This window comes from Pectobacterium aroidearum, assembly GCF_015689195.1.
Taxonomy (GTDB): domain Bacteria; phylum Pseudomonadota; class Gammaproteobacteria; order Enterobacterales; family Enterobacteriaceae; genus Pectobacterium; species Pectobacterium aroidearum.
In genome coordinates this window covers 1,275,032-1,299,198 of sequence record NZ_CP065044.1, presented here as the reverse complement: position 1 = coordinate 1,299,198, position 24,167 = coordinate 1,275,032, and the positions used below count along the sequence as shown (strand labels likewise).

Sequence of the window (24,167 nt, the reverse complement as noted above, 5' to 3'; positions counted from 1 at the left end):
TTTGGCGCAAAAAGCAATCTAAAGCGTGTAATCTCGCCAAGAGTTTCTCTGCACCATCGGTTTAGGTGGTTAACGCCCCGGGAATCCTGGTGGCATCATCCCTTTCATACCGCGCATCATTTTCGCCAGGCCGCCGTTTTTCATCTTCTTCATCATTCGCTGCATATCATCGAACTGTTTCAGAAGACGGTTTACATCCTGCACCTGCATGCCAGAACCCATCGCGATACGACGCTTGCGCGATCCTTTGATGATCTCAGGTTTGGCACGTTCCTGATGCGTCATTGAATTAATGATCGCTTCCATACGTACCAGTACCTTGTCATCCATTTGCGATTTCACATTATCAGGCAGTTGACCCATACCGGGCATTTTGCTCATCATGCTCGCCATGCCGCCCATATTGCGCATCTGCTTGAGCTGATCCAGAAAATCGGTCAAATCAAACCCATCTCCCTTCTTCAGCTTCTTCGCTAGCTTTTCTGCCTGTGTACGGTCGACCTTGCTTTCAATATCTTCGATCAGTGAAAGCACATCGCCCATGCCGAGAATGCGCGATGCCACACGCTCAGGGTAAAACGGCTCCAACGCTTCGGTTTTCTCACCGACACCGAGGAACTTAATCGGCTTGCCGGTAATATGGCGAATAGACAACGCTGCACCGCCGCGAGCATCGCCATCAATTTTGGTGAGGATCACACCGGTCAGCGGCAGCGCTTCATTAAAGGCTTTCGCCGTATTCGCCGCATCCTGCCCGGTCATGGCATCAACAACAAACAGCGTTTCAACTGGCTTAATCGCCGCGTGAACCTGTTTGATCTCGTCCATCATCGCGTCGTCAACGTGGAGACGACCCGCGGTATCCACCAACAATACATCGTAGAATTTCAGCTTAGCGTGTTGTAAGGCACGTTCTACAATAGCAAGCGGCTTTTCCTGCACGTCTGACGGGAAAAAATCGACCCCGACCTGCTCTGCCAGCGTTTCCAACTGCTTAATCGCCGCAGGACGATAAACGTCGGCAGAAACGACCAGCACTTTTTTCTTCTGCTTTTCACGCAGGAATTTACCCAGCTTACCCACGCTGGTTGTTTTACCCGCACCTTGCAGACCCGCCATAAGAACAACTGCTGGCGGCTGCGCAGCAAGATTCAGCTCGGCATTGATTTCACCCATGGCGCTGACGAGTTCATTCTTAACAATTTTGACGAACTCTTGGCCTGGCGTCAGACTTTTATTAACTTCATGCCCGACGGCACGTTCTTTCACGCGATTGATAAAATCACGCACCACGGGTAACGCGACGTCGGCTTCCAGCAATGCCATACGCACTTCACGCAGCGTTTCTTTTATGTTGTCTTCAGTCAACCGCCCGCGGCCACTGATGTTGCGCAATGTGCGCGAGAGTCGATCGGTTAAATTTTCAAACATATCTCATGCTCAACGTAAGACAGGCCGCCAGCGCGACACGAATGGAAGAGATTATACACAAAAGCGGGAACGATCTCAGCGCTGCTGATGGAGAACTGTTGGTACCCACGACGACTAACGCTATACTGATTCTTCATTTTACCTAGTTGATATTTAATAACCTATTTGTATGTCTGTTTTCGCTATTGTGGCGCTTGTCGCCTACACACTCAGCCTCGGACTGATTATCCCCAGTCTGCTGCGCAAGAACAGTGCATATCGTCGGCTGGCAATACTCTCGGCCAGCGCTGCGCTAATCTGCCATGCGGTGGCGCTCTATCAACGCATTTTCGATGTTCAGGTCGGCCAAAACCTTAGCCTGCTGAATATCGGTTCGCTGGTCAGTCTCATTATCTGTACGGTGATGACGATTGTCGCCTCGCGCGATCGTGGCTGGTTTATTCTTCCTATCGTCTACACTTTTGCACTGATCAATCTGGCCTTCGCCAGCTTCATGCCAAGCGAATTTATTACGCATCTGGAAGCGTCTCCGGGCTTGATGATCCATATTGGCCTGGCACTTTTCTCTTATGCCACGCTGTTAATTGCCGCCCTTTATGCACTCCAGCTCGCCTGGCTGGATTATCTGCTCAAGAATAAAAAGCTGGGATTTGCCGCTGACATGCCGCCGCTAATGGGCATTGAGCGTAAAATGTTTCACATTACACAGATAGGCGTCATTCTACTCACGCTAACGCTCTGTACTGGCTTGTTCTATATGGACGATCTGATCGATAACAAAGAGAACTTGCACAAAGCTGTGTTCTCCCTATTTGCGTGGTTCATCTATATTCTGCTGCTCTGGGGACACTACCATGAAGGGTGGCGCGGTCGGCGCGTTGTCTGGTTCAGCCTGCTCGGCGCGCTGATGTTAACGCTTTCCTACTTTGGTAGCCGGGTTATACAGCACTTTCTCGCCGTCTGACACTTCCTCGAACACAAAAAAAGAGAGCCAACTTTCGGCTCTCTTTTTTATCTGCGCTTATCCGACAAACTAGATATGCAGCTCGGCCAGCTTATCTTTCGGCAGCGCCAGATCGTCATTTTGGTTGATACCAATATCGCTATCCACGATGTGCTGAGCGATTTCCTGCGCTTCTTTCAGCGAGTGCATCTCATAGGTGCCACACTGGAATTCGTTCAGTTCAGGAATTTTACGCTGGTCGGTCACTTTCAGAACGTCCGCCATCGCCGCTTTCCAGGAATCGGCAACACGTTGCTCGTCCGGCGTACCAATCAGGCTCATGTAGAAACCGGTACGGCATCCCATCGGAGAGATGTCGATAATTTCGACGCCATCCCCGTTTAAATGATCCCGCATAAAGCCCGCAAACAGGTGCTCAAGCGTATGAATTCCTCGCTCCGGCATCACTTCGATGTTCGGACGGCAGAAACGCAGATCAAATACCGTAATATTGTCGCCATGAGGGGTTTTCATGGTTTTAGCGACCCGAACGGCAGGTGCGGCCATACGGGTATGGTCAACAGTAAAGCTATCTAGTAACGGCATAATTCCACCTCCTCAAAGAAAAAAATTCATTTTTTCTCGTTTCCGAGAACTTTTCCTTTTTATGCGAGTCTGACTTACTGAAAGACGCGCATTTATTATCATCATCCCTATTAGAGATGTTTATTTGGCCACAGTTTCTGTGGCCTTTTCTTTTTAATTCGCCGCCAGATAATCGTCAAAACTCATCGTATCTTCAGACTCAATCTGACGTTGACGCTGCCAGGAATGTTCACTCGCAGCAGCCAATTGTTCTTCCGTCAACACCTGCAACGGTTCGCTGCTGAGCATTTTGCGATATTCTTCCGCTAAATTCAGCCCCACGCTACCATTGCCTTCTTGCTTCATCAACGTTAATAGTCGACCAGAGAACGTCGTTTCTGGATCGTCAAAGCCAACAAGCAGCTCATCGCAAACCTGCTGATAGTGTGGTTGACTGTTTTCCGCGTCCAGCACTTCCGCAACACGACGTAAATCCGCAAACAGGGATTTCCCCACCTCGGCAATCGGCTGTTGGATAGTTTCACACCGCATGCCCACCGTTTGCCCCGGTTTACGCCCTTCCAGAATCACCCGGTTCCAGTTTTTACGCGTACACAGTAGTTCATCGGCACTCATTTCCGGCGCATCCGCCAGCGCGCACCAGATCAGGAATAAATCCAGGAAACGTACCTGACTTTCACTCACTCCGGTCGGAGAGAAAGGATTGATATCCAGAGAGCGCACTTCGATATATTCGATTCCGCCACGCAGCAAGGCATCAGATGGCGTTTCACCCGCGCGCGTTACACGCTTCGGACGAATCGGTGCATAGAGCTCATTCTCAATCTGCAAGACGTTCGTATTCAATTGTAGATAGCGACCATCTTTCTTCATACCAACCTGAGCATATTCCTCAGACGGCGTTTTTATCGCGCGTTTTAACGCGGCGACATAGGTATCCAAATCGTTAAACGTAATCCCCAGATTACTCTGCGATTTATTGGTATAGCCTAAGTCACTAAGACGCAGAGAGGTCGCATAAGGCAGGTAAAGCATGCCTTTTTCCGTACGCTCAAACGGCAGTGCAGTTTCCCGACCTTTCAGGAAAGAAGAACAGATCGCCGGAGAAGCCCCGAACAGGTAAGGAATCACCCAACCAAAGCGGTAATAGTTGCGAATCAGTCTGAAGTATCCTGCAGAAATGGCCTTTTTCCCGCTTTCTGCATCAGCGACACCTTCTCGCGCCTGCCAGAATGACAGCGGAAGGGAGAAGTTGTAATGCACCCCGGAAATGGTCTGCATCAACGCACCATAGCGGTTTTTCAACCCTTCGCGATAAAGCGTTTTGAAGCGCCCGATATTTGATGAGCCATACTGCGCCAGCTCTATGTTTTGCTCACTGTCGATAAAACACGGCATACTCAATGGCCACATCCGCTCATCACCCAGATTGCGGGAAACGTGGCGATGAATATCGCGCAGAAACGTCAGCAGATGATCAACATCTTTATCGACCGGCGTAATAAACTCTAACAGCGCTTCTGCAAAATCTGTCGTAATCCACGGGTGTGCCAACGCCGAGCCCAATATCTCGGGGTGCCCTGTCGTAGCAAGATGTCCGTTTGCTGTTACGCGCAATGTTTCGCGTTCAATTCCACGCTGAATACCCTTCACCGCCAGTGGGTGTTTTTCCAGCCAAGAAAGTGCTTCTGAAATGTCCGGGATCAAATCGACCTCCCGTTGTTAAAATGTAATGGTTGTAAGCATAATTGAAACTCAGTAGCTCTCACCAGTTCGCATTGCAATCTGGTTAAGACCACCACGCCATCCCCTGTAACGTTATACCTGCCAATACGATATACCGCAGCGCTTTTCCAATACCGATGAAAACCGCCGATTGCACACAGGGCATGCGTAGCCAACCCGCTAACACGCACAATAAATCGCCTACTATCGGTACCCAGCTAAACAACAGCGCAGCGTAACCATAGCGCTGTAACCAACGCATGGCCACCGTATACCCAGCTTGTTGTTTTGGCTGAGGGAGTAAGCGCCCTATAAAAATATTTGTTAACCCGCCCAGCGTATTTCCTACCGTCGCTACAGCGATCAACAGGTAGGGTTTGGCACTGTCAGCAAGCAATAATGTTACCAGCAGTACTTCCGAACTGCCGGGTAGCAATGTTGCACTGAGCAGGCTACTCCAGAAAAGAGAAAAAACGGCCCAGAACTCACTCACAATGTACGGACGTCAACCACGGCCATGTTAGCTCGCTTGGCGGCTTCAATACCGTAGTCTGCATCTTCAAACACGATACAGTGTTCTGGTGCAACAGAAATCAACGCTGCGCAGCGCAGAAAGGTATCAGGGAAAGGCTTATGCTGAATAACATCATCCGCCCCGACAATTGCATCAAAATAATCATGCAAACCCAAATGCGTTAGTAATCTATCAGCCATGCCATGCGTGCTACCCGTACCAACCGCCATAGGGCGGCGCCCGCGATAATGCTTAACCACATCAATCAGCGGCAGTGGTTTTACTGTATCCAGCAGCATTTCCTCAACAACGGCCGTTTTTTCCGCCGCCAGTTGGTGAGGATCAATATCAGCCTGATGACTGTCGATAATACGCTGTGCAATATGCCAGGTGGGCGAGCCGTTCAATGCTGTCATGGCACGGGCATCATATCTCATACCATACCGTGCAAGAACCTGATCCCACGCTTTATGGTGCGTCGGCTCAGTATCGAGCAGGGTGCCATCCATATCAAAGATCAGCCCTTGATAGCGATCGTACATCATGACTCCATGATCACCGAAAAGAGAGCTTACTTTATCGTAAAGTGAAAACGTTGTCGCTTACTCAATAACCTTATAAAAAACAGGTTATTACTACCATAGCGGTAAGAAAATCGTTATTTGTTCACTGATTCAATATCGGCATGCAGACAGGATAAGAGCAAGAATTAAGGTACGAACATGATGGGAGAAATATCGTTCTGAATAGGCAAGAGAGCACAATGCTGCTATCGCGCTAAAAGTAGGTAGGAAACGATTGGTAAAACAGAAGTGGTGTATCTGAGAACAGTGTTTGACTTGTACCGTCCTGATAAGGCGTCGACTACGCAATATTATCCTTGCACTTATTAAGTCGCGCTAACGTAGGAAGTAAGATAACGATTTTATTTACATCAGAATATGGTGCATCCGGGAGGATTACTCGGCTTCGCCTTGCCCTTCGGGCCGTTGCTAAAGCAACGTTTTCCTCCCTTGTTCTTGTAATCACAAATGAGCGATTATAAGAGCAAGATAACAACCTTAATCCATATCGAAATATGGTGCATCCGGGAGGATTCGAACCTCCGACCGCTCGGTTCGTAGCCGAGTACTCTATCCAGCTGAGCTACGGATGCAGAGTGTGGTGCAGAAATAAGGGAATTGAACGAGATACTTAAGAATGGTGCATCCGGGAGGATTACTCGGCTTCGCCTTGCCCTTCGGGCCGTTGCTAAAGCAACGTTTTCCTCCCTTGTTCTTGTAATCACAAATGAGCGATTATAAGAGCAAGATAACAACCTTAATCCATATCGAAATATGGTGCATCCGGGAGGATTCGAACCTCCGACCGCTCGGTTCGTAGCCGAGTACTCTATCCAGCTGAGCTACGGATGCATTAATGATTCTTTATCTACGACAAAACTTACTTTTACTACTTGCCTTGCAAAGACAGTGTTTATGGTGCATCCGGGAGGATTCGAACCTCCGACCGCTCGGTTCGTAGCCGAGTACTCTATCCAGCTGAGCTACGGATGCATATTAAATGGCGGTGAGGGAGGGATTCGAACCCTCGATGCAGCTTTTGACCGCATACTCCCTTAGCAGGGGAGCGCCTTCAGCCTCTCGGCCACCTCACCTTACATTACCTGATTCGCTACTAAGAACTTCTTGTTAGTGCTCACCGGTACTGCGTGGCGCACATATTACTTTCCCAGACTTATAAGTCAAACAATTTTTCCCACCTTGTGTTTGTTTGAACAATTCGCATCCAAGATGCGTATTTTCACAACAAAAAGTCTGTTTTATCGACAGAAAAACAGGCGGTTACCTTGCTAAAAGGCGCACACAGTAAAAATGGATATATCGATAAATGTGCGGGGGAAAAGCGGGAAATAACAATTGCGTCCCGTGAACACGAGACGCATTGTCAATCAATATGACGTTGGTTGAGATTTTTCGGCCTGAATACGCTGATAGATCTCTTCACGGTGGACAGAAACCTCTTTAGGTGCATTAACACCAATACGCACCTGGTTGCCTTTCACTCCTAATACGGTAACCGTTACCTCATCGCCGATCATGAGGGTTTCGCCAACTCGACGAGTCAAAATAAGCATTCTTTGCTCCTTGAAAGATTATAAAGAGTCGGGTCTCTCTGTCTCCCCGCCATTATCCATCATGTGCCGTGAAAACGTAAACCTAGACGATGGTATAAGCACCACCATCACACTCCGGTTTGTCACTACTTGTTAGTTTAGTCGATATCAGTAGCTTGTGCTTTTGTTATCACAACAACAGGACTGAGCATGTAGTACTTCAGAATATCTGAAAGTAGTACACGTCCTATCCCATTTATCGGATCCTTTTCCGCAGACAAAAACGCCACAACCAGAAAGTTATGGCGTTTTGTTGGATAACGCGAATAAAACGTTATCTATCGTTTTATAGCTTAGCAGCAACCCAGGATTCAACGCTTGCCAGCGCAGCAGGCAGTGCAGACACATCTGAACCACCAGCCTGTGCCATATCTGGGCGACCACCGCCTTTACCGCCAACCTGCTGGGCAACAAACCCAATCAGTTCACCGGCTTTGACACGGTCAGTCAGATCTTTCGTTACACCAGAAATCAAGCTAACCCGACCTTCTGCCACCGTTCCAAGAACAATAACAGCAGACCCTAACTGATTCTTCAGGTCATCCACCATCGTGCGCAGTAGCTTAGGATCCACGTTGTCCAGTTGCGTAACCAGCAACTTCACGCCGCTAACCTCTTTTGCTTTGCCAGACAGTGACGAGCTTTCCTGCGCCGCTTGCTGAGCCTTCAACTGCTGAAGCTCTTTCTCCAACGCGCGAGCACGATCTAAAACAGAGCGTACCTTATCTGTCAGGTTGTGACTATCCCCTTTCAGCAGTTGCGCGATATCTTGCAGAACGTCACTCTGACGGTGCAGCGCAGAAAGCGCATTTTCACCCGTAGTCGCTTCAATACGACGCACCCCGGCTGCGGTACCTGATTCTGAAATGATTTGGAATAGGCCGATATCACCAGTACGACTGGCGTGTGTGCCGCCGCACAGTTCAATGGAGAAGTCCCCCATCGTCAGAACACGAACATGGTCGTCATACTTCTCGCCGAACAGCGCCATCGCGCCCTTCGCTCTCGCATCATCCAGCGCCATGACATCCGTTTGCACGGTAAGGTTACGGCGGATTTGCGCATTGACGATATCTTCAACCTGACGAATCTGCTCAGGTTTCATCGCTTCCGTATGTGAGAAGTCAAAACGCAGATAGCTATCATTAACCAGAGAACCTTTCTGCGCAACATGATCGCCCAGAACCTGACGCAGCGCGGCATGTAGCAGGTGCGTTGCAGAGTGATTCAGACGAATGCGATCGCGGCGTTGGCTATCAACGTTTGCATCAACACTGTCGTTAACACGCAGCGTACCCTGCGTCAGTTTACCGACGTGGCCGATTGCCTGACCGTATTTCTGCGTATCCTGAACGGCAAAGCTGACGCCCGCGTTTTTCAGTTCACCCTGGTCGCCAACCTGACCACCGGATTCGCCATAGAATGGCGTTTCATTCAGGATCACTACCGCTTCATCACCTGCTGCAATCTGATCAACCGCGTTTCCGTTGTGATAAAGCGCAATCACCTTCGCTTGCTGCTGCGTTTTTTCATAGCCGCAGAATGGGGTGTTTTCATCCACACGGATAAGGCTGTTGTAATCCACACCAAATCCGCTGGCTTCACGCGCGCGCTGACGCTGAGCCGTCATTGCCGCTTCAAAACCTTCCTCATCGACTTTCAGGCCACGCTCGCGGCACACATCCGCAGTGAGATCGACAGGGAAACCATAGGTATCATACAGGCGGAAGGCCGTTTCGCCGTCCAGCGTATCCCCTTTCAGATTTTTAATTTCTTCGTCCAGCAGAGACAGGCCGCGTTCCAGCGTACGGGCAAACTGCTCTTCTTCCATCTTCAGCGCTTGCTCAACGACAGACTGCTGCTTTTTCAACTCCGCCGCCGCCGGCCCCATGACTTCAATCAGCGGCGCAACCAGTTTATAGAAGAAGGCATCCGTAGCGCCCAGCATATTACCGTGACGTGCAGCGCGGCGAATGATACGGCGCAGAACATAACCACGGTTTTCATTCGATGGCGTCACGCCGTCCGCAATCAGGAATGCACAAGAGCGGATATGGTCGGCGATAACACGCAGCGATTTATTGGTTAAATCTGTCGTACCGACAGCTTTAGCAACTGCCTCAATCAGCGTTTTAAACAAATCAATGTCATAGTTTGAATTGACATGTTGTAACACGGCAGAAATACGTTCTAACCCCATTCCGGTATCGACGGAAGGTTTCGGCAGCGGCAGCATCGTGCCATCAACCTGACGGTTGAACTGCATGAACACCAGGTTCCAAATTTCGATATAGCGGTCGCCGTCTTCATCAGGGCTTCCCGGCGGGCCACCGGCGATGTGTTCACCGTGATCGAAGAAAATCTCGGTACACGGACCACACGGCCCTGTTTCACCCATCTGCCAGAAGTTATCAGAGGCATAAGGTCCGCCTTTGTTATCACCAATACGAATAATTCTTTCGCGCGGTACGCCAACTTCATCAGCCCAAATATCGTAGGCTTCGTCATCCGTTGCGTATACCGTTACCCACAGTTTCTCTTTTGGCAGGTTGAACCACTGGGGAGACGTCAGTAATTCCCACGCATAGCGAATCGCATCATGCTTGAAGTAATCACCGAAGCTGAAGTTACCCAGCATTTCAAAGAAGGTGTGGTGGCGTGCGGTATAACCTACGTTTTCCAAGTCATTATGTTTACCACCGGCGCGCACACAGCGCTGCGAGGTCGTCGCTCGGACATAGTTACGTTTATCCAGACCGAGGAACACATCTTTGAACTGGTTCATACCCGCATTGGTGAATAACAATGTAGGATCGTTGTTCGGCACCAGAGAGCTGCTATCAACAACCTGGTGTCCCTTACTGTGGAAAAAATCGAGAAACGCTTGACGGATCTCAGCGGTGCTCTTGCTCATAATTGTCCTGGAATCAAGCTAGAAGAACAGGTCGCGGGCAAGGTTAGTCCAGCATGCTGACGCTACCGAGCAACTCACGAACAAAAAAGTGGGAATAAGATAAATTTTCTTCGATGGGAAGTAAAATCCCGTATGCGTTCAATCTGAAAAATTCGTATAAATTGACTGGATTTCTTCATGAAAGAAGCCACGATAGAGCAGATATCGCTGATGTTTGACTTTGTCTTTCCATTCATCGGACAGAGGATGCCCGAATTTTCGCTCAACAACTGATTTCGCCAGCGCGCACCAATCGATATCACTCTCGTTTAATGCCGTGGCTAATATCGTCTTATCGATTCCTTTCTGGCTCAGCTCCATTTTAATTCGCTGGACGCCATAGCCTTTGCGACTTCGGCTGTTGATATAGCGACGAGCATAGCGCGCATCATCCAGCCAACCGTGTTCCTTGCAGTAAGCAATGGCAGCTTCCACATCTTCTACTGCAGCTCGAGCAGTAGCTTCATCTTCTGCTTCTGCACTTTCTGATTTATATAAATACGCCGCACATTTGCGGCGTATTTCGGCTTCACTATAATCCCGAACAGAAAGCACATTCATCGCATAGCGTAAGGGTTTATTCATCCATCTATCCGATGATGTGCTTTGTCACGGGGAATTCAGCCACCATTAAAACTCTTCGTTGCCTTCGTCGGCGAATGCATCTTCGTCATGGCTATTACCTGCTGTAGCAGGTGTCAGCTCATTGCCCTTATGCAACAACATTTCACGCAATTTCTTATCCAGTTCCGCAGCAACCGCCGGGTTCTCTTTCAGGAAATTACAGGCATTTGCTTTGCCCTGACCAATCTTGTCGCCGTTATAGCTATACCAGGCACCCGCTTTTTCGATCAGTTTGTGTTTCACACCCAGATCGACCAGCTCACCGTGGATGTTGATACCTTCGCCGTACAGAATCTGGAACTCAGCCTGTTTGAACGGTGCTGCCACTTTATTCTTCACGACTTTAACGCGAGTTTCGCTGCCGACGACTTCTTCGCCTTCCTTAATCGCGCCAGTACGGCGAATATCCAGACGAACGGAAGCATAAAACTTCAGCGCGTTACCACCGGTGGTAGTTTCAGGGTTACCGAACATCACACCGATTTTCATACGAATCTGGTTGATGAAGATCAGCAGCGTATTGGCTTGTTTCAGGTTACCTGCCAGTTTACGCATAGCCTGACTCATCATACGTGCAGCCAGCCCCATGTGGGAGTCGCCGATTTCACCTTCAATTTCGGCTTTCGGTGTCAAAGCAGCAACGGAGTCGACGATGATAACGTCAACCGCGCCGGAGCGCGTTAGCGCATCACAGATTTCCAGCGCTTGCTCGCCGGTATCCGGCTGAGAACACAGCAGATTATCGATATCGACGCCAAGCTTTTTCGCATAAATCGGATCCAACGCATGTTCAGCATCAATGAACGCACAGGTTTTGCCCTCACGCTGAGCGGCAGCAATAACCTGTAAGGTTAGCGTTGTTTTACCAGAGGATTCCGGGCCATAAATCTCAACGATACGGCCCATCGGTAAACCACCGGCACCCAGAGCAATATCAAGGGACAAGGAGCCTGTAGAAATGGTTTCAACATCCATTGAGCGATCCTCGCCCAACCGCATGATAGAACCTTTACCAAATTGCTTTTCGATTTGGCCCAGTGCTGCCGCAAGTGCCTTTTGTTTGTTCTCATCAATAGCCATTTCTGCTCCTGTCATGCGGCGTAAAGCTGCTGTCTCTACGCGGCTGCTTAATCATGAATTGCCGAATAATTACTGACATTATACTGTATGCGCATACAGCATCAAGGTTATTTTTTCAGAAACGCGTCGAGCAGCGTTTGCAGCGCAAAATGGACCGATTGCAGACGAACTGCGTTTCTGTCCCCACTGAACCGGATTGTCCGCGCAAATGCCCCGCCCTGTTTATCTGTGAAGCCAAACCATACCGTGCCGACAGGCTTCTCTTCACTCCCCCCATCGGGCCCGGCGATGCCGCTTACTGATATGGCAAAATCTGCATCGGCGGCCTGCAAAGCCCCTGCGGCCATCTCATTGACGACAGCTTCACTCACCGCACCGTGCCGTTCCAATGTCTCCGCGCTCACATTCACCAGACGCTGCTTGGCCAGATTGCTGTATGTCACAAAGCCATAGTCAAACCAGCCGGAACTACCTGCAACATCAGTAATAGACTTAGCCAGCCAACCTCCAGTACAGGATTCTGCGCACGTCAGCGTAGCACCACGCGCCTTCAGTTTTTCACCGACCAAAACACTTAACCGCAGAATGTCAGCTTCCGTCATTGCCGCCTCATCTTAATCAAGGATTGTGGGGTCAGGGTAACACTTTTCCTTGCAAAAGACGCCCCGCTACGCGGTATGCGAAGCGCATAGCAAAGAAGATGAAAAGAGATGAAAAGCGAGGGAAACCGAATAAAACGCCGTCGGTGTAATCAGGTAAAAATAGCGCGACGTGGCTATATAGTCAGTAGGGTACAAACTCAGAGAGGAATAATGAATAACAGCGTAATTTACATACAGCCTGCGCAACTGGTGCATCGCCAGTCCTGCTTATTTATCGCCTGAAAGAAATATCTAAAATAACACTCTTCGATAGGGACATTATTTTCTTCGAAGCTATCGGCCAGCCAGTCGATATTTTCCAGAATCCAATCATCCTCATCTAATCCGTCCCGATAGGTTTCATCATCAGGATCGATGATAGAGTAAATCCCCATCGTTCCCATATGATTTTCTTTATATTTTTCCGGTAGCGCGAATTCTCTTTCTTTATAAGATATTAACCAGTGACCGTGGCAAAGCAGATTGCCATTACGACTCCACCGGGCAGAAAATGGATTACTCATATTTATTCTCACCAGCATAAAAGCTGGCAATAAACGTAGCACGACATGTTTATAAAGTAAATAAACTCACAGGCCATGTGTTATTTACAGGACAGAGCCTACGGACAAACATCTATTACATCTTAATAGGTATAAATTCATTAACAATAAATTGACAAATATCAATTAATATAAAAATAAAATGCCTAAACAGAGAAATAAAAATAAAAAAAGCCCACTAAAAATAGTGGGCGGGGTACAGCGATTATCATTATGGAAAAACCCTGGTGTTTTGCGGCACTTCATTCGGTTACTGTCTGATGCTTACAGTACCGAACGAACATTAACCCAACATTAGACGCGCAAAAATCCTGACTATTGCTGTGATAGCCTGCACCAACACTCTTCAATATCACCCGCCGCCTCCCGCTTTGCTTCGCTGGCAGATATCAGTCAGAATGGTGTGCATATGCCCATAAAGGGGTAACCATCGATTAGGGAGAATGACGGGTGTTTCCCTCTTTCTTAAGAAAAACCGCAGCGAAAAACGGCAGCTATGCCAATGAAATCAGCAGCAGCATTACGATCAATCGCCCGGCAGAACGCTTGTTTGATCTTTGGCGTAAACCGGAAACGTTGCCGATCCTGATGGGGCATTTCGCCAGTATTGAGATACTGAACTATACCGACTCCAACTGGCGCATTAACACGCCGATTGGCGCGCTCATTGAATGGCAGGCGCGTATTATTGATGAAAAACCGGGGGAATATATCCACTGGCGTTCGCTGGAAGGAGCGCGGGTTCCCAATGAAGGTAGGCTTTCTTTTCAACCTGCCACATCAGAAGTGGGTACAGTCGTGACGCTGACGATTCGCTACAATCCACCGGGAGGCTTGATTGGGAAAAAAATCGGCCAAATGTTTGATATGTTTTCCCGCGATATGCTGACGAAAACGCTCTATCGTTTCAAAAAATTAGCGGAGGATGAGCTGGCGTAAGCCGTACCAGACGCCATAGCGACAGGTCATCATTGACCGTTTTCCTGAACTGACGACAGCGCCCCAATAAAGAGGAACGTAGAATGCTGGAATTGATTCAAACCATTGGTCTTGGTCTGGTGTTAATCCTGCCACTTGCGAACCCACTGACAACGGTAGCGGTATTCTTGGCGATGTCCGGCAATATGAGTCAGGGGGAACGGAATCGTCAGATATTTCAGGCCTCGCTCTATGTCTTCATCATTATGACTGTCGCGTACTATGCGGGTCAGATTGTGATGAATACTTTCGGCATTTCCATTCCCGGATTGCGCATTGCCGGCGGACTTATCGTCGTATTTATCGGTTTTCGCATGCTTTTCCCCCAGCAAAACCCAGAACACGCCCCTGAAGTCAAAAGTAAAAAAGAGGAAATCAACGGCAGTTTCTCCGCCAATGAAGTCAATATCGCCTTCGTTCCACTGGCGATGCCCAGCACTGCGGGGCCTGGAACCATTGCCCTCATCATCAGTACCGCATCACAGATCAAGAGCGGTGTAGATATCACGCCATGGGTGATTACCGTTGCCCCCGTACTGACTTTTATGTTGATCAGCCTGATCGTCTGGCTAAGTCTGAAAAGCTCAGGCCTGATTATGCGTTTGATCGGTAAAAGCGGCATTGAAGCGATTTCACGACTGATGGGATTTCTGCTGGTTTGCATGGGCGTGCAATTCATCATTAATGGCACGCTGGAGATTGTGCATTCTCTCCATTAAGTCGAAGATGATGGAAAGATATCAATACGTTGCCAGATAGCCTAATTAGCGTCTATAACTTTGAATGGCGGGTTTATTTATTGGTCGCAAGCGAATGCCCCGCCAGTTTTACATTGATGATGACATAACAAAAAGAAAGCGTGATTTTGCTTACCTAGCGGAAAATAGGTGCGGCCACCATGAAAATAAAAAGACGACTCCTAGTCAACTTGCGTTCACTCATTCTCTCCCTCGCCATTATCAGCATGCTCATTACGCTGACCAATGCCTATATCGCTGTTTATAATGTACAAAAGAAGCTCATCACCGATCAGATACTAAGTTCAAACCTTAACTATTCTTCCAAACTCGCGGCGACCACGGAAAGTTTTCTCTCTTCAGCACAGCAGGAGCTGGCTTACAGCGCAACCTCAATAGCGGATAGTTTTAGTGACGACGCAGTACTGCTGGAGAAAAGTGAACAGACATACCACATGAGCCAAAGTTTTAATTCTATTTTCGTTGCGGATACCCAGAATCAGATACACGCGGTTTACCCAACATCGCTGAATCTGAAAGGAAGCACACTAACCTCAGAGGCCAGTAAACTGGCACTAGTGGAACAAAAGCCGTTAATCAGCCAGCCTTATATTTCAGTGACGGGCAATCTGATCGTGCTGGTGTCCTCCCCCATCAAAGACAAACAGGGAAATTACCTCGGTTACATCGGCGGAACGATTTATTTAAAAAATAAAAGCGTCTTGAATGAATTCATGAACACCCATTTCTATAACGATTACTCCAGTGTTTACGTGATCGATAAAAGTGGGATTGTTCTCTACCATCAGGATAAACAGTGGGTCGGCAAGCCCGTTAGCAACCAGAAAATCAAAGACGCCTTTCGAGACAAGAAGAGTGGCACCGCCGCAATGCCCGATATGCAAGGCACTCCCTCTCTTGCGGGTTTTGATACGGTCAATTCATCCGGCTGGATCATCATTACTTTGCACCCTTCTCAAACCGTTATCGATTTGCTTAGCAGCGTAATGCGTTCCGTTTTATATGAAGGCGCGCCAGTGATGGCATTAACGCTCATTGCACTCACCCTGCTCGCCTTCTCTATCGCCAACCCTCTGCGCCTGTTGGCCGTTTCTGCCAGTAAAATGGAGGAGCCCGGCGTGATTGAAAAAATCAAGAAAGTCCCTTCCTGGTATTTTGAGGTTGAACAACTCAAACGCGTCATTCTTTTCGGTACCCTGCTGCTGCACAAACGCATTGGCAAACTGAGTTTGCAGGCCCACACCGATCCACTCACAGGGCTACTCAATCGTCGTGGCATCTATGAAAGCATTGAACTCATTCTGCCAAAGAGCAATCAGGTTGCCGCCATCGTGATTGATATCGACCACTTCAAACGCGTGAATGATACCTACGGACACAACATCGGCGATGACGTCATCAGGTTGCTGGCTAAAAACATAAAACAGGGTTCACGTGAATCCGATCTGATTTGCCGTACTGGCGGAGAGGAATTCCTCGCACTCCTGCCCGATACCGATATGAAGCAAGCCGTTGATATTGCAGAACGGTTGCGTAAAAAAGTGGAGAAGATGCCGCTACCGATTCCAGAAAATATCACGATCTCATTAGGCGTCACCTGCTTTATTCCGGGAGCAGAGCAGATCGATAACGTGTTGAAAATCGCAGATGACGCCCTCTATCAGGCCAAACATGAAGGCAGAAACCGGGTCGTCACCAAAGTCGTTCCCGACAGTTCAATCAACAGCCACACAGAATAGACACGCCCATCATGAGGCGGGAAAACTGGCAAAAAAAAACCCGCACGAGGCGGGTAAGGTCATTCTAATGACAGGGATGGTTAACTAACACAACACTCACAGAGATGTGAGGTACTGACAAGGGATGAAAGGACTATAGCAAGCCAAATGTATAGTATTGTCATCAGCAGGTAAGGTTAATCTGCCGGTTGTAAAACAACATTGGCAATGCCTCCCTGCCGTCTTATCTGGCCATTTCAGCCGGCTTCCCAAGTCGCCATCATACTTTTTTCGTTTTCATCATCGCAGCCAGAAATGCCATGATGGCCAACGCGCTGGCAATCCCTCCGACCACCAGCCATCCCCCGTGATGCCAGGCGGCCATCGCAACCGAAGATCCCGCCGCACCGCCTAAAAACATACCGCCCATGAATACGGTATTGATTCGACCTCTTGCCGCTTCACCGAGCCCGTAAATCACATGCTGGTTGGCCACTAATGCGCTTTGCACGCCGAGATCGAGCAGGATAACGCCGATAATCAGGCCAATAACGGAATCGAAACCGATGAATATTCCCCACGAGAGCAGCGTCAGCAGTGCTCCGGCAATCACAACCGGACGACTACCGGTTCTGTCGGCAATTCTTCCCGCCAGCGGAGCAGCAAAGATCCCCGCCACACCAATCACGCCAAACAAACCCGCGGCAGCAGCGCCCATGTGGAAACGTCCGCTTTCCAGATACAACGCAAGCACGCTCCAGAAGGCGCTGAACGATGCAAACAACAGCGCCTGAATCAACGTGGCTTTGCGTAATGCGCGTTCACCGCGCCACAGCGTCACCAGTGAATGCATCAGCTCACGGTAACGAACGGTGTGATGCGAGGGTGACGTCGGTAACATTCTTCCCATTGCCCACGCGCCTGCCAGCGCCAACGGCACACTCAACCAGAACATCACACGCCAGCCCGCACTTTCCGCCACAAGGCCCGCAATCGTACGACTCAGCAGAATCCCACTTAACAACCCGCTCATCACCGTCCCGACAATCGCGCCGCGCTGCTTCGCATTGGCAAGCGCCGCCGCGGCCGGAACAATCTGCTGGGCGGCGGTCGCGCCAAAACCGATGAGCAACGAAGCACTTAATAAAGCAACAGCCGATGTCGACAAAGCTGCAAACGCAGAAGCCAGCGCCAGCATCAAAAATTGCCACACAATCAACCGACGACGATCGAACTTATCACCGAGCGGAACCAGCAATAGCAGTCCCAGCGCGTAGCCCAACTGCGTCACCGTTGGAATCAACGAAACAGCCCCGCTCGACGTAAAACTTTCACCGATCACGCCCAGCATCGGTTGGTTGTAATAGATATTGGCAACAGAAATACCGCTGGCTGCAGCCATTGAGAAAATCAATAATTTACCGGGAACCTGCTGCGTTCTGACATCGGCTTCGCTGGATAATGTACTCATCATCATACCTGTCTGTGTATTTCCCGCCGGAAGTCGGCAAGTGATGAACACAGCATAAGGTGCCGGGATCATTCCCAGTAGAGGAGTAAAATGGATATCATCTATTCCTAACAGGAATAAATCAGGAGAAAAGACGCTGAACGAAATCGGTAAAAATTCTGGCGCGGACGGATGTCATGCGGCCTCCGGGGTAGACAGCCCACAGATCCATCTTCCCCAGCGCCCATGAATCCAGCGCGGTGACAACCTGCCCACTTTCCAGTTCTGGCGCGAACATCCATTCAGACGCTACAGCCAGCCCTGCGCCGGACAGCACGGCCGCACGCACGCCTTCCGCCGCAGAAACACGGATACGTCCCTTGGGGAATACCGTGGTCTGTGCGCCATCCCGAGAAAAGATCCAGCGATTGGTTCTCTCCCCCTGCAAATAGATGACGGCAGGATGTGCAGCCAGTACATCAGGAGAAGCAGGCACGCCATGACGCGCAAAATAGTCGGGGGTCGCCAACAGGCGCATGGAACACGACGCCAACCGTTGGGCGATCAGGCTGGAATCTTTCATTTCACCCAAACGCAATGCAACATCAATCCCTTCAGCAATCAGATCGATTGGGCGATCGTCCAGAATGACATCAACGTTTAGCTGGGGATGTTCTGCCATGAACTCATGGATACGAGGCATGATGTGTAGTCTGGCAAAGGTTACCGGCGCACAGATACGCAGCCGACCAGACAACGCCGCGCTCCCGCTCACCACCTGCTCCTGAGCCTCACCCAGCATTTTTAACGCAGGGGAAATTTGCTCATAAAAATGCTGCCCTGCTTCTGTCGGCGTCAGCCCTCGGGTAGAACGAAGCAGCAGCGGCGTTGCCAGCTGATTTTCAAGCTGCATAATCGCCTTGGAAACCGCAGGCTGCCCGATACCAAGCCTGCGGGACGCAGCGGAAAACGACCCCGTTTCAAAAACGCAGATAAATGTTTCCAGCGCGCTGAGGCGATCCATGGTTTCTCTTCCGAAAAAGGAATTTCACTGCATCATACAGGAACCCGGCGAGAATAAGGCGGATTCACACACCCCCTTTATTTCCCCACCATCCACAACAGCGAGCCACATTCACTTTACCGCCGACCGCATCCGGTATTACTCTGATGGCATGACTTGTCATGCTAGGGCTGGCAAACTTTTGCGGCCTTTTTCAAAATCTTACGAGGCGATGTATGAAACTTTTCATTTACGAACACTGCCCATTCTGTGTCAGAGCCAGAATGATTTTTGGTCTGAAAGATCTGCCTGTTGAGCAATCGGTCATTATGGAAGGCGATGTCGACACGCCAACGCGCATGGTGGGTCGCAAAGTGGTGCCGATCCTGCAGAAAGAAGATGGCAGCTTCATGCCGGAAAGTATGGATATCGTCCACTATGTCGATAGCAAGCAAGCGCCGTTAATCGCCGACAAAGCGGTTGATGCAGAGATAGAAACCTGGTGTAAGTCCGTTTCCAGTGCGGTGTTTAACCTTGCTGTTCCCCGCTTCACGAAAGCGGATTTCAAAGAGCTTTCCACGCCAGAAGCGCGTCATGCCTACATCCTGCGTGAAGAAAAGGCCTTCGGCGATCTGGATGCGCTACTCGCGAAAACCCCCGAGCTGATTGCGGAAGTGGAACAAAAACTCAACGAACTGGAGCCGCGACTGGCAAACGTCAATGCCATTTCCACCACCGATTTTATCCTGTTCCCTATCTTGCTATCACTCACGATCGTAAAAGGCGTGCAGTTTGGTCCTAACGTTCAGGCGTACCTTGAGCGGGTATCAACAGCCAGCAAGGTCGTGTTGTTGACCGATAAAGCGCTGTAAAACAGCGATAATAAAAACAAAAAAGGAGCGGCTTATGGCGGCTCCTTATTTTTAACAACGGTCAGATCACGAACGTTATTCATTTACCGATGGCAATCAAGATTATTGATCTTTGGGATTGAGTGCGCATCCTTCTACATCGTGATCAAGCTCAATCACCGAATAGGCCTGAGCATTTTTCGTTTTCTTTATCAGGAAAGGACTTGTCGAAAAATAGCTCCCAATCTGCGCATCATCTACGAAACAGGCAATTATCTCTTTTTCATTTTCCGAGATAATCGTTAGCGAATATGTCCAACTGCCATCTTTTTCCGTTGCGTTTGCCCGGTCTTTTTCCTGGCTAAACTCATAGTCACCGGTATCCTTCAGCAGCGTTCCCTTAGGGAAATGTTTCGGCCCAAAAGAACTGCGGAAAGTGGTCACATCCAAATGTTTCAGCAACGTCAGCGCATCCGTTTTTGTTGCTGAAAAGCCGATCTGAGGAATCATCAATGCTGAAAAATCACAGCTAAAAATAATTTCATATACTGCGCCCCTGCGAGAGAACATCCGTGCGCGTATTCTATTTTAAAAACATGATCCGCAATAGCGTTATGGGGCACCGTTCCACCCCATAACGTGTGGCTGATTTAGACGTTATTACACCTAAACACGGAGCAGAGAAGCATCCCTGGCTGATACTATACCGTCCTCCTTTGACTGGCATTCCTTTGAAAAAGAGAGTGCATGTACTTCGGCCTGAATCAGAGCCAACGCATCGTGTCTGGCATAATCTGCCTTAATCCATCTTGCACGCTGCAAATAGCCCGGGTCCTCCAGTATCTCAATAACAGACTGCTTAATCTGCTGTTCACTTGGCGTACTGGTTTGCAGGTTAATCCCACATTTAGCGAATACCACGCGCGCAGCACCTTCCTGTTTATCTTCCCCGACCCCAGCCACAATTAAAGGCACACCATCTTTCAATGCAGCATTTATCGAACCGTATCCACCGTTGGTTATTAATATCGACGCCTCTGGTAACCAATCGTCATAAGCGAGAAAACTCACCACTCTGGCGTTTTCAGGCAAAGAGGCTTGCAACGACTCAACTGAACGTCCTCCGGTGGTCGCCAGCACTCTGACGGGCAAATCAGCCAGCGCTCGCAGCGTTGGCCCAATGAGCTGCTGGAGATCAACATTCGCCAGTGTTCCTTGTGAAACGATAATAAGCGGCCGACTGTCGTCCGATGCCCACCATTGCGGAGCACACGCTGCCGCAACGTGGTGGGATAATGGCCCGATAAATCGCACGCTTTGTGGCAAATCATCACGCTGATACTCTAGCTCGGTAGTGGATAGCTGCAAGAAACGATCGCAACCGCCAATCAGTGCATCCATAAAAGGCTGTTCGAGGGGCTTCCCTCCCGACTGCACCATCGCATGATCAAACGCGCGCTGAACTTCACTCATCAATGCCCGCGTTTCCTCATCAACAAGCTGTTCATGGCTCAGATCGGGCGGCAGCAATTTCGGAGGAATACGAGGCCCATAGAAAACTGAATCTCGCGTCGAATAGGACAGCGGCGTAACCCCGATGACGATCACGGGCGGCCGCTGCCCAGAAAGCAACAACGGCAGGACACCATAAAAACAGTTTTCAACCATGAGCAGATCGGCATCAGTTTTTGCCAACGCGTCACGCAACTGGCGATCCAACAAGGGAATCGGTGCTGCAAAAAAATCTTTCAGCGCCAAAGCCATCTGTGCATTACCCGGCGGCAGCATGGCACGCTGGGGGAAATGCTGTTCAAGGTGTCGGTAGTCAAAATCAATGTCATCACTAAAAGGGATAAACCCGACGCCAGCCGCCTCCGCCTGCTCGCGGAACAACGCCCCGCTAAACAACGTGACATCATTCCCCTGCTCAACCAAATAGCGAGCGATAGTCAGCAAAGGATAAACATGCCCCGGCGTTGCCATCGCCGCCATAAGAATATGTGCCATGATGCTTGCCCTTATGCTGCGTTATCAATACAGGTATTCACACAAATCGGAGTACCCTGAATGTGAACCCGTTGCAGGTGACGCGCAGACTGGGCCGTAAAAGCTTCGCGACCATGCAGCAGCGAGAAGTTGTCGGCTATGACAACATCGCCCTGCAACCATTTATGCGCATAGTAATAACGGGGATCGTACAGGTGCTGCCGCAACGTCTGACTAAATGCGTTTTGCGTTTCCGGCGTGACATTATGGTATTCCAGCGCATGCTGGTTAAGGAAACGCTCTCCTTCTGTCGGCGGCTCGTTATAACGCATGATCTCACCGGTGCCGTTGGGGTGAGGGATGACCAATGGAGAAGTGACTTCACCACCGTAATGCACAACGGCTTTAATACGGTAAGTGATTGAAACAGTGCGCCACTTATCGGCTAATTGTGTGTCGGCCTCTGCCAATAAGCGCGTGGTGTCAACAAAGGTGGTACGTCCGCCTTGATCCTGCCCCGGCGCAGAAACGCAGTGGAACAGTTGAAACTCGGGTATGGTTGGTTTGTACATGCCATCCCAGTGCAGCGGTACATAGCTATTATCAAAGATATGATCCTTGGTATCCGCATGCTCTTTCACGTCGAGCACCGCCCCGAAAGGCCACATCATGATTTCCCCCCAGTGACCAGCGTATTCGGTCAACGTTTCAGGATCGGAAAACCCGGAAGAAAACCCACGCAGTACCAGAAGATGATGCTCTCGGGCGAGCGCACGCAGAGTGTCAATTGGCAGTGTGGCAATGCCCTGTCCTGCTTCAACAGGCGTCAGCAATACACCAAAAGGGGAAAGCGGTTCAAGGTGACAGTTCATGCTATTTTCCATCATGTATATTCCTTTATCAGATGACAATCTTGATGTCCGTGTGGACGACAAGACGAGAAAAGTACGCTTATGCCATATCAGGCTGTTTAACTAAGTAATGGCTGGGCGTACCACGGATTTCCACAATCTCACCGTCCAACTGCTGCGCATCAGCATTCTTCATCAACACAAACTGCCCATTAACATTGGCGGCAACCCCATGCCAGGGCGTCAACCAATCGTCCTTGGTAGGCATCATATGAATGCCCAGCTTCAGGCTGTCCGAAGGCTGAGGGTGAATAGACAAACGGATCGCGTCAGGAAATTGCTCAGCAAGCAGGTTGCCCCACGCCCAACTGCGTTGAATAACGCCACACGCGCGCTTTTTAGCATCCTTCTGTAACGCCGCGTTAGAACCGGTATAGTCAGGGCGCAGGCTATCTTCATAGAGAAAGCGGGTTATTGAACGATAAAGCTGCAAGCCTTCTTCGCTCTGCATGAGCTGCGCTTTAATGTCCTCTTCTGACTCGGCGTAATCCTCAACCAGTCGCTGGCGAAGATAATCATAATCAGCAGTAAGCGGCGCCATATTCTCTACGTCCTTAAGGTTAAAGACGCTGAGATGAACAGCTCCTAGTTCATGAAGTAAACTTTCAATTTCATCCTGATAGAGATTAATCGTTTCGTCGCTAGTCCCAATCAGATCGCCAAATACATGTCCATCTGAGCAAATACGAATATGTGCACCGGGCGGATAATACAGCTGAATACGCTGACATAACGAATTCAGGAAGGTCAGGGACAAACGCTCCGCCATATCTGGTTTTCTCCCTAACACCTTATAAGGGCTGGGAGATTTCACCGGAAATGCCGGGAGAATAAGTTCAATGCGACGGCCTTCTTCAATAAAGGCACGGATTCTGGGCAATTGAACCTGAGTCACCTGAGACTCTTCTTCACTAATCGGTTTCGTCGAATGGGTAAATCTGCGTCGATATTGAATTAACTCACTTAATATTAGCGATGAAACTAATTCATTATTTATTATATCCAAAATAACCTCATTAACTTAAAGAAGGGAATTAACTGCATAGCAGTGACACACAAACAATAAAATAAAACCCTTACGCGAGCACAAAAAAAATACTGAATAACATATTCAGTATTTTTATTTACGACGCTAATAATTCAAATCGTTCATAAAATAATTATGAGAAAATAATTAAGTATCAGAACCAGAGAATAAGCCACGATGCAGATACTGCTATCGGCAGGGCGGGTAGGATAAGTGGATAATAGAAAAT

The 24,167-nt window shown here is 49.2% G+C and carries 22 protein-coding genes and 4 tRNA genes; 5 read left to right on the top strand and 21 right to left on the bottom strand.

Going from position 1 to position 24,167, the window contains the following annotated elements; translation table 11 throughout:
• Positions 1 to 69: 69 nt before the first annotated feature.
• A complete protein-coding gene (gene ffh, locus I2D83_RS05810) occupies positions 70 to 1,431 on the bottom strand; it encodes a signal recognition particle protein (RefSeq protein WP_015841364.1) in 1,362 nt (453 codons plus the stop codon).
• 169 nt (positions 1,432 to 1,600) lie between these two features.
• Between ffh and I2D83_RS05805 the strand changes: the two genes are divergently transcribed.
• Positions 1,601 to 2,395 (top strand): cytochrome C assembly family protein, encoded by a 795-nt coding sequence (locus I2D83_RS05805; RefSeq protein WP_015841365.1) that lies wholly within the window; start codon positions 1,601 to 1,603, stop codon positions 2,393 to 2,395.
• 69 nt (positions 2,396 to 2,464) lie between these two features.
• On the opposite strand, the gene luxS is transcribed toward I2D83_RS05805, so the two are convergent.
• The 14 genes from luxS to I2D83_RS05735 all read right to left on the bottom strand — a co-directional run bounded on the left by luxS (position 2,465) and on the right by I2D83_RS05735 (position 13,217).
• Positions 2,465 to 2,980: an S-ribosylhomocysteine lyase gene (gene luxS, locus I2D83_RS05800; RefSeq protein WP_015841366.1), complete on the bottom strand. Its 516-nt coding sequence runs from the start codon at positions 2,978 to 2,980 to the stop codon at positions 2,465 to 2,467.
• Positions 2,981 to 3,133: 153 nt separating this feature from the next.
• Entirely contained in the window at positions 3,134 to 4,687 is a 1,554-nt protein-coding gene (gene gshA / locus I2D83_RS05795; RefSeq protein WP_180779586.1) for a glutamate--cysteine ligase, read from the bottom strand.
• An 82-nt stretch (positions 4,688 to 4,769) separates the two neighbouring features.
• On the bottom strand, positions 4,770 to 5,198 hold the full coding sequence (locus tag I2D83_RS05790; protein WP_205947702.1) for a YqaA family protein: 429 nt from the start codon (positions 5,196 to 5,198) through the stop codon (positions 4,770 to 4,772).
• Positions 5,195 to 5,761 carry a fructose-1-phosphate/6-phosphogluconate phosphatase gene (gene yqaB / locus I2D83_RS05785; RefSeq protein WP_181848421.1) on the bottom strand — a complete coding sequence of 189 codons (567 nt, stop codon included), beginning with the start codon at positions 5,759 to 5,761 and terminating at the stop codon, positions 5,195 to 5,197. The genes I2D83_RS05790 and yqaB overlap by 4 nt, the downstream gene beginning before the upstream one ends.
• A gap of 537 nt (positions 5,762 to 6,298) precedes the next feature.
• Positions 6,299 to 6,375, bottom strand: a tRNA-Arg gene (locus I2D83_RS05780).
• Positions 6,376 to 6,557: 182 nt separating this feature from the next.
• A tRNA-Arg gene (locus I2D83_RS05775) sits at positions 6,558 to 6,634 on the bottom strand.
• Positions 6,635 to 6,698: 64 nt separating this feature from the next.
• Positions 6,699 to 6,775, bottom strand: a tRNA-Arg gene (locus I2D83_RS05770).
• Between the two features lie 8 nt (positions 6,776 to 6,783).
• A tRNA-Ser gene (locus tag I2D83_RS05765) sits at positions 6,784 to 6,876 on the bottom strand.
• Positions 6,877 to 7,170: 294 nt separating this feature from the next.
• Positions 7,171 to 7,356, bottom strand: coding sequence for a carbon storage regulator CsrA (csrA, locus tag I2D83_RS05760; RefSeq protein WP_005972168.1), 186 nt, complete (start codon positions 7,354 to 7,356; stop codon positions 7,171 to 7,173).
• Between the two features lie 325 nt (positions 7,357 to 7,681).
• On the bottom strand, positions 7,682 to 10,309 hold the full coding sequence (gene alaS, locus I2D83_RS05755) for an alanine--tRNA ligase (protein ID WP_181830403.1): 2,628 nt from the start codon (positions 10,307 to 10,309) through the stop codon (positions 7,682 to 7,684).
• A gap of 138 nt (positions 10,310 to 10,447) precedes the next feature.
• Positions 10,448 to 10,933 carry a recombination regulator RecX gene (gene recX / locus I2D83_RS05750; protein WP_205947701.1) on the bottom strand — a complete coding sequence of 162 codons (486 nt, stop codon included), beginning with the start codon at positions 10,931 to 10,933 and terminating at the stop codon, positions 10,448 to 10,450.
• A gap of 45 nt (positions 10,934 to 10,978) precedes the next feature.
• Entirely contained in the window at positions 10,979 to 12,052 is a 1,074-nt protein-coding gene (gene recA / locus I2D83_RS05745) for a recombinase RecA (protein WP_015841372.1), read from the bottom strand.
• A 107-nt stretch (positions 12,053 to 12,159) separates the two neighbouring features.
• Positions 12,160 to 12,654, bottom strand: a complete 495-nt coding sequence (gene pncC / locus I2D83_RS05740) for a nicotinamide-nucleotide amidase (protein WP_015841373.1) — start codon at positions 12,652 to 12,654, stop codon at positions 12,160 to 12,162.
• A 227-nt stretch (positions 12,655 to 12,881) separates the two neighbouring features.
• A complete protein-coding gene (locus I2D83_RS05735) occupies positions 12,882 to 13,217 on the bottom strand; it encodes a hypothetical protein (protein WP_181830399.1) in 336 nt (111 codons plus the stop codon).
• 489 nt (positions 13,218 to 13,706) lie between these two features.
• Here I2D83_RS05735 and I2D83_RS05730 point away from each other — a divergent pair, with 489 nt between their 5' ends.
• The 3 genes from I2D83_RS05730 (at position 13,707) to I2D83_RS05720 (ending at position 16,731) form a co-directional block, all read left to right on the top strand.
• Positions 13,707 to 14,195, top strand: coding sequence for an SRPBCC family protein (locus tag I2D83_RS05730; protein WP_015841375.1), 489 nt, complete (start codon positions 13,707 to 13,709; stop codon positions 14,193 to 14,195).
• Between the two features lie 83 nt (positions 14,196 to 14,278).
• A complete protein-coding gene (locus tag I2D83_RS05725; RefSeq protein ID WP_180779580.1) occupies positions 14,279 to 14,953 on the top strand; it encodes a MarC family NAAT transporter in 675 nt (224 codons plus the stop codon).
• A 179-nt stretch (positions 14,954 to 15,132) separates the two neighbouring features.
• Positions 15,133 to 16,731 carry a sensor domain-containing diguanylate cyclase gene (locus I2D83_RS05720; RefSeq protein WP_205947700.1) on the top strand — a complete coding sequence of 533 codons (1,599 nt, stop codon included), beginning with the start codon at positions 15,133 to 15,135 and terminating at the stop codon, positions 16,729 to 16,731.
• Between the two features lie 259 nt (positions 16,732 to 16,990).
• Here the strand turns inward: I2D83_RS05720 and I2D83_RS05715 are convergent, their stop codons facing one another.
• A complete protein-coding gene (locus I2D83_RS05715; protein ID WP_241007278.1) occupies positions 16,991 to 18,187 on the bottom strand; it encodes an MFS transporter in 1,197 nt (398 codons plus the stop codon).
• Positions 18,188 to 18,302: 115 nt separating this feature from the next.
• Entirely contained in the window at positions 18,303 to 19,184 is an 882-nt protein-coding gene (locus tag I2D83_RS05710) for a LysR family transcriptional regulator (protein WP_205947699.1), read from the bottom strand.
• A 215-nt stretch (positions 19,185 to 19,399) separates the two neighbouring features.
• On the opposite strand from I2D83_RS05710, the gene grxB reads away from it, so the two are divergent.
• The gene (gene grxB / locus I2D83_RS05705) at positions 19,400 to 20,035 is read left to right on the top strand and encodes a glutaredoxin 2 (RefSeq protein ID WP_194430773.1); all 636 of its coding nucleotides are present in this window, start codon (positions 19,400 to 19,402) and stop codon (positions 20,033 to 20,035) included.
• A 102-nt stretch (positions 20,036 to 20,137) separates the two neighbouring features.
• Here the strand turns inward: grxB and I2D83_RS05700 are convergent, their stop codons facing one another.
• The 4 genes from I2D83_RS05700 to pvcA all read right to left on the bottom strand — a co-directional run bounded on the left by I2D83_RS05700 (position 20,138) and on the right by pvcA (position 23,917).
• Positions 20,138 to 20,584 (bottom strand): bacteriocin immunity protein, encoded by a 447-nt coding sequence (locus I2D83_RS05700; RefSeq protein WP_241007277.1) that lies wholly within the window; start codon positions 20,582 to 20,584, stop codon positions 20,138 to 20,140.
• Between the two features lie 96 nt (positions 20,585 to 20,680).
• Positions 20,681 to 22,021 carry a glycosyltransferase gene (locus I2D83_RS05695; RefSeq protein WP_194430777.1) on the bottom strand — a complete coding sequence of 447 codons (1,341 nt, stop codon included), beginning with the start codon at positions 22,019 to 22,021 and terminating at the stop codon, positions 20,681 to 20,683.
• An 11-nt stretch (positions 22,022 to 22,032) separates the two neighbouring features.
• Positions 22,033 to 22,884: a TauD/TfdA dioxygenase family protein gene (locus tag I2D83_RS05690; RefSeq protein WP_277395615.1), complete on the bottom strand. Its 852-nt coding sequence runs from the start codon at positions 22,882 to 22,884 to the stop codon at positions 22,033 to 22,035.
• Positions 22,885 to 22,951: 67 nt separating this feature from the next.
• Positions 22,952 to 23,917 (bottom strand): L-tyrosine isonitrile synthase, encoded by a 966-nt coding sequence (gene pvcA, locus I2D83_RS05685; RefSeq protein ID WP_015841384.1) that lies wholly within the window; start codon positions 23,915 to 23,917, stop codon positions 22,952 to 22,954.
• Positions 23,918 to 24,167: the final 250 nt, after the last annotated feature.

Bases quoted from the DNA above. Each gene is read 5' to 3' on its own strand.
- ffh (WP_015841364.1), bottom strand. From the start codon at position 1,431: ATGTTTGAAAATTTAACCGATCGACTCTCGCGCACATTGCGCAACATC.
- I2D83_RS05805 (WP_015841365.1), top strand. From the start codon at position 1,601: ATGTCTGTTTTCGCTATTGTGGCGCTTGTCGCCTACACACTCAGCCTC.
- luxS (WP_015841366.1), bottom strand. From the start codon at position 2,980: ATGCCGTTACTAGATAGCTTTACTGTTGACCATACCCGTATGGCCGCA.
- yqaB (WP_181848421.1), bottom strand. From the start codon at position 5,761: ATGTACGATCGCTATCAAGGGCTGATCTTTGATATGGATGGCACCCTG.
- csrA (WP_005972168.1), bottom strand. From the start codon at position 7,356: ATGCTTATTTTGACTCGTCGAGTTGGCGAAACCCTCATGATCGGCGAT.
- alaS (WP_181830403.1), bottom strand. From the start codon at position 10,309: ATGAGCAAGAGCACCGCTGAGATCCGTCAAGCGTTTCTCGATTTTTTC.
- recX (WP_205947701.1), bottom strand. From the start codon at position 10,933: ATGAATAAACCCTTACGCTATGCGATGAATGTGCTTTCTGTTCGGGAT.
- recA (WP_015841372.1), bottom strand. From the start codon at position 12,052: ATGGCTATTGATGAGAACAAACAAAAGGCACTTGCGGCAGCACTGGGC.
- pncC (WP_015841373.1), bottom strand. From the start codon at position 12,654: ATGACGGAAGCTGACATTCTGCGGTTAAGTGTTTTGGTCGGTGAAAAA.
- I2D83_RS05735 (WP_181830399.1), bottom strand. From the start codon at position 13,217: ATGAGTAATCCATTTTCTGCCCGGTGGAGTCGTAATGGCAATCTGCTT.
- I2D83_RS05725 (WP_180779580.1), top strand. From the start codon at position 14,279: ATGCTGGAATTGATTCAAACCATTGGTCTTGGTCTGGTGTTAATCCTG.
- I2D83_RS05720 (WP_205947700.1), top strand. From the start codon at position 15,133: ATGAAAATAAAAAGACGACTCCTAGTCAACTTGCGTTCACTCATTCTC.
- I2D83_RS05715 (WP_241007278.1), bottom strand. From the start codon at position 18,187: ATGATGATGAGTACATTATCCAGCGAAGCCGATGTCAGAACGCAGCAG.
- I2D83_RS05710 (WP_205947699.1), bottom strand. From the start codon at position 19,184: ATGGATCGCCTCAGCGCGCTGGAAACATTTATCTGCGTTTTTGAAACG.
- grxB (WP_194430773.1), top strand. From the start codon at position 19,400: ATGAAACTTTTCATTTACGAACACTGCCCATTCTGTGTCAGAGCCAGA.
- I2D83_RS05700 (WP_241007277.1), bottom strand. From the start codon at position 20,584: ATGTTCTCTCGCAGGGGCGCAGTATATGAAATTATTTTTAGCTGTGAT.
- I2D83_RS05695 (WP_194430777.1), bottom strand. From the start codon at position 22,021: ATGGCACATATTCTTATGGCGGCGATGGCAACGCCGGGGCATGTTTAT.
- I2D83_RS05690 (WP_277395615.1), bottom strand. From the start codon at position 22,884: ATGGAAAATAGCATGAACTGTCACCTTGAACCGCTTTCCCCTTTTGGT.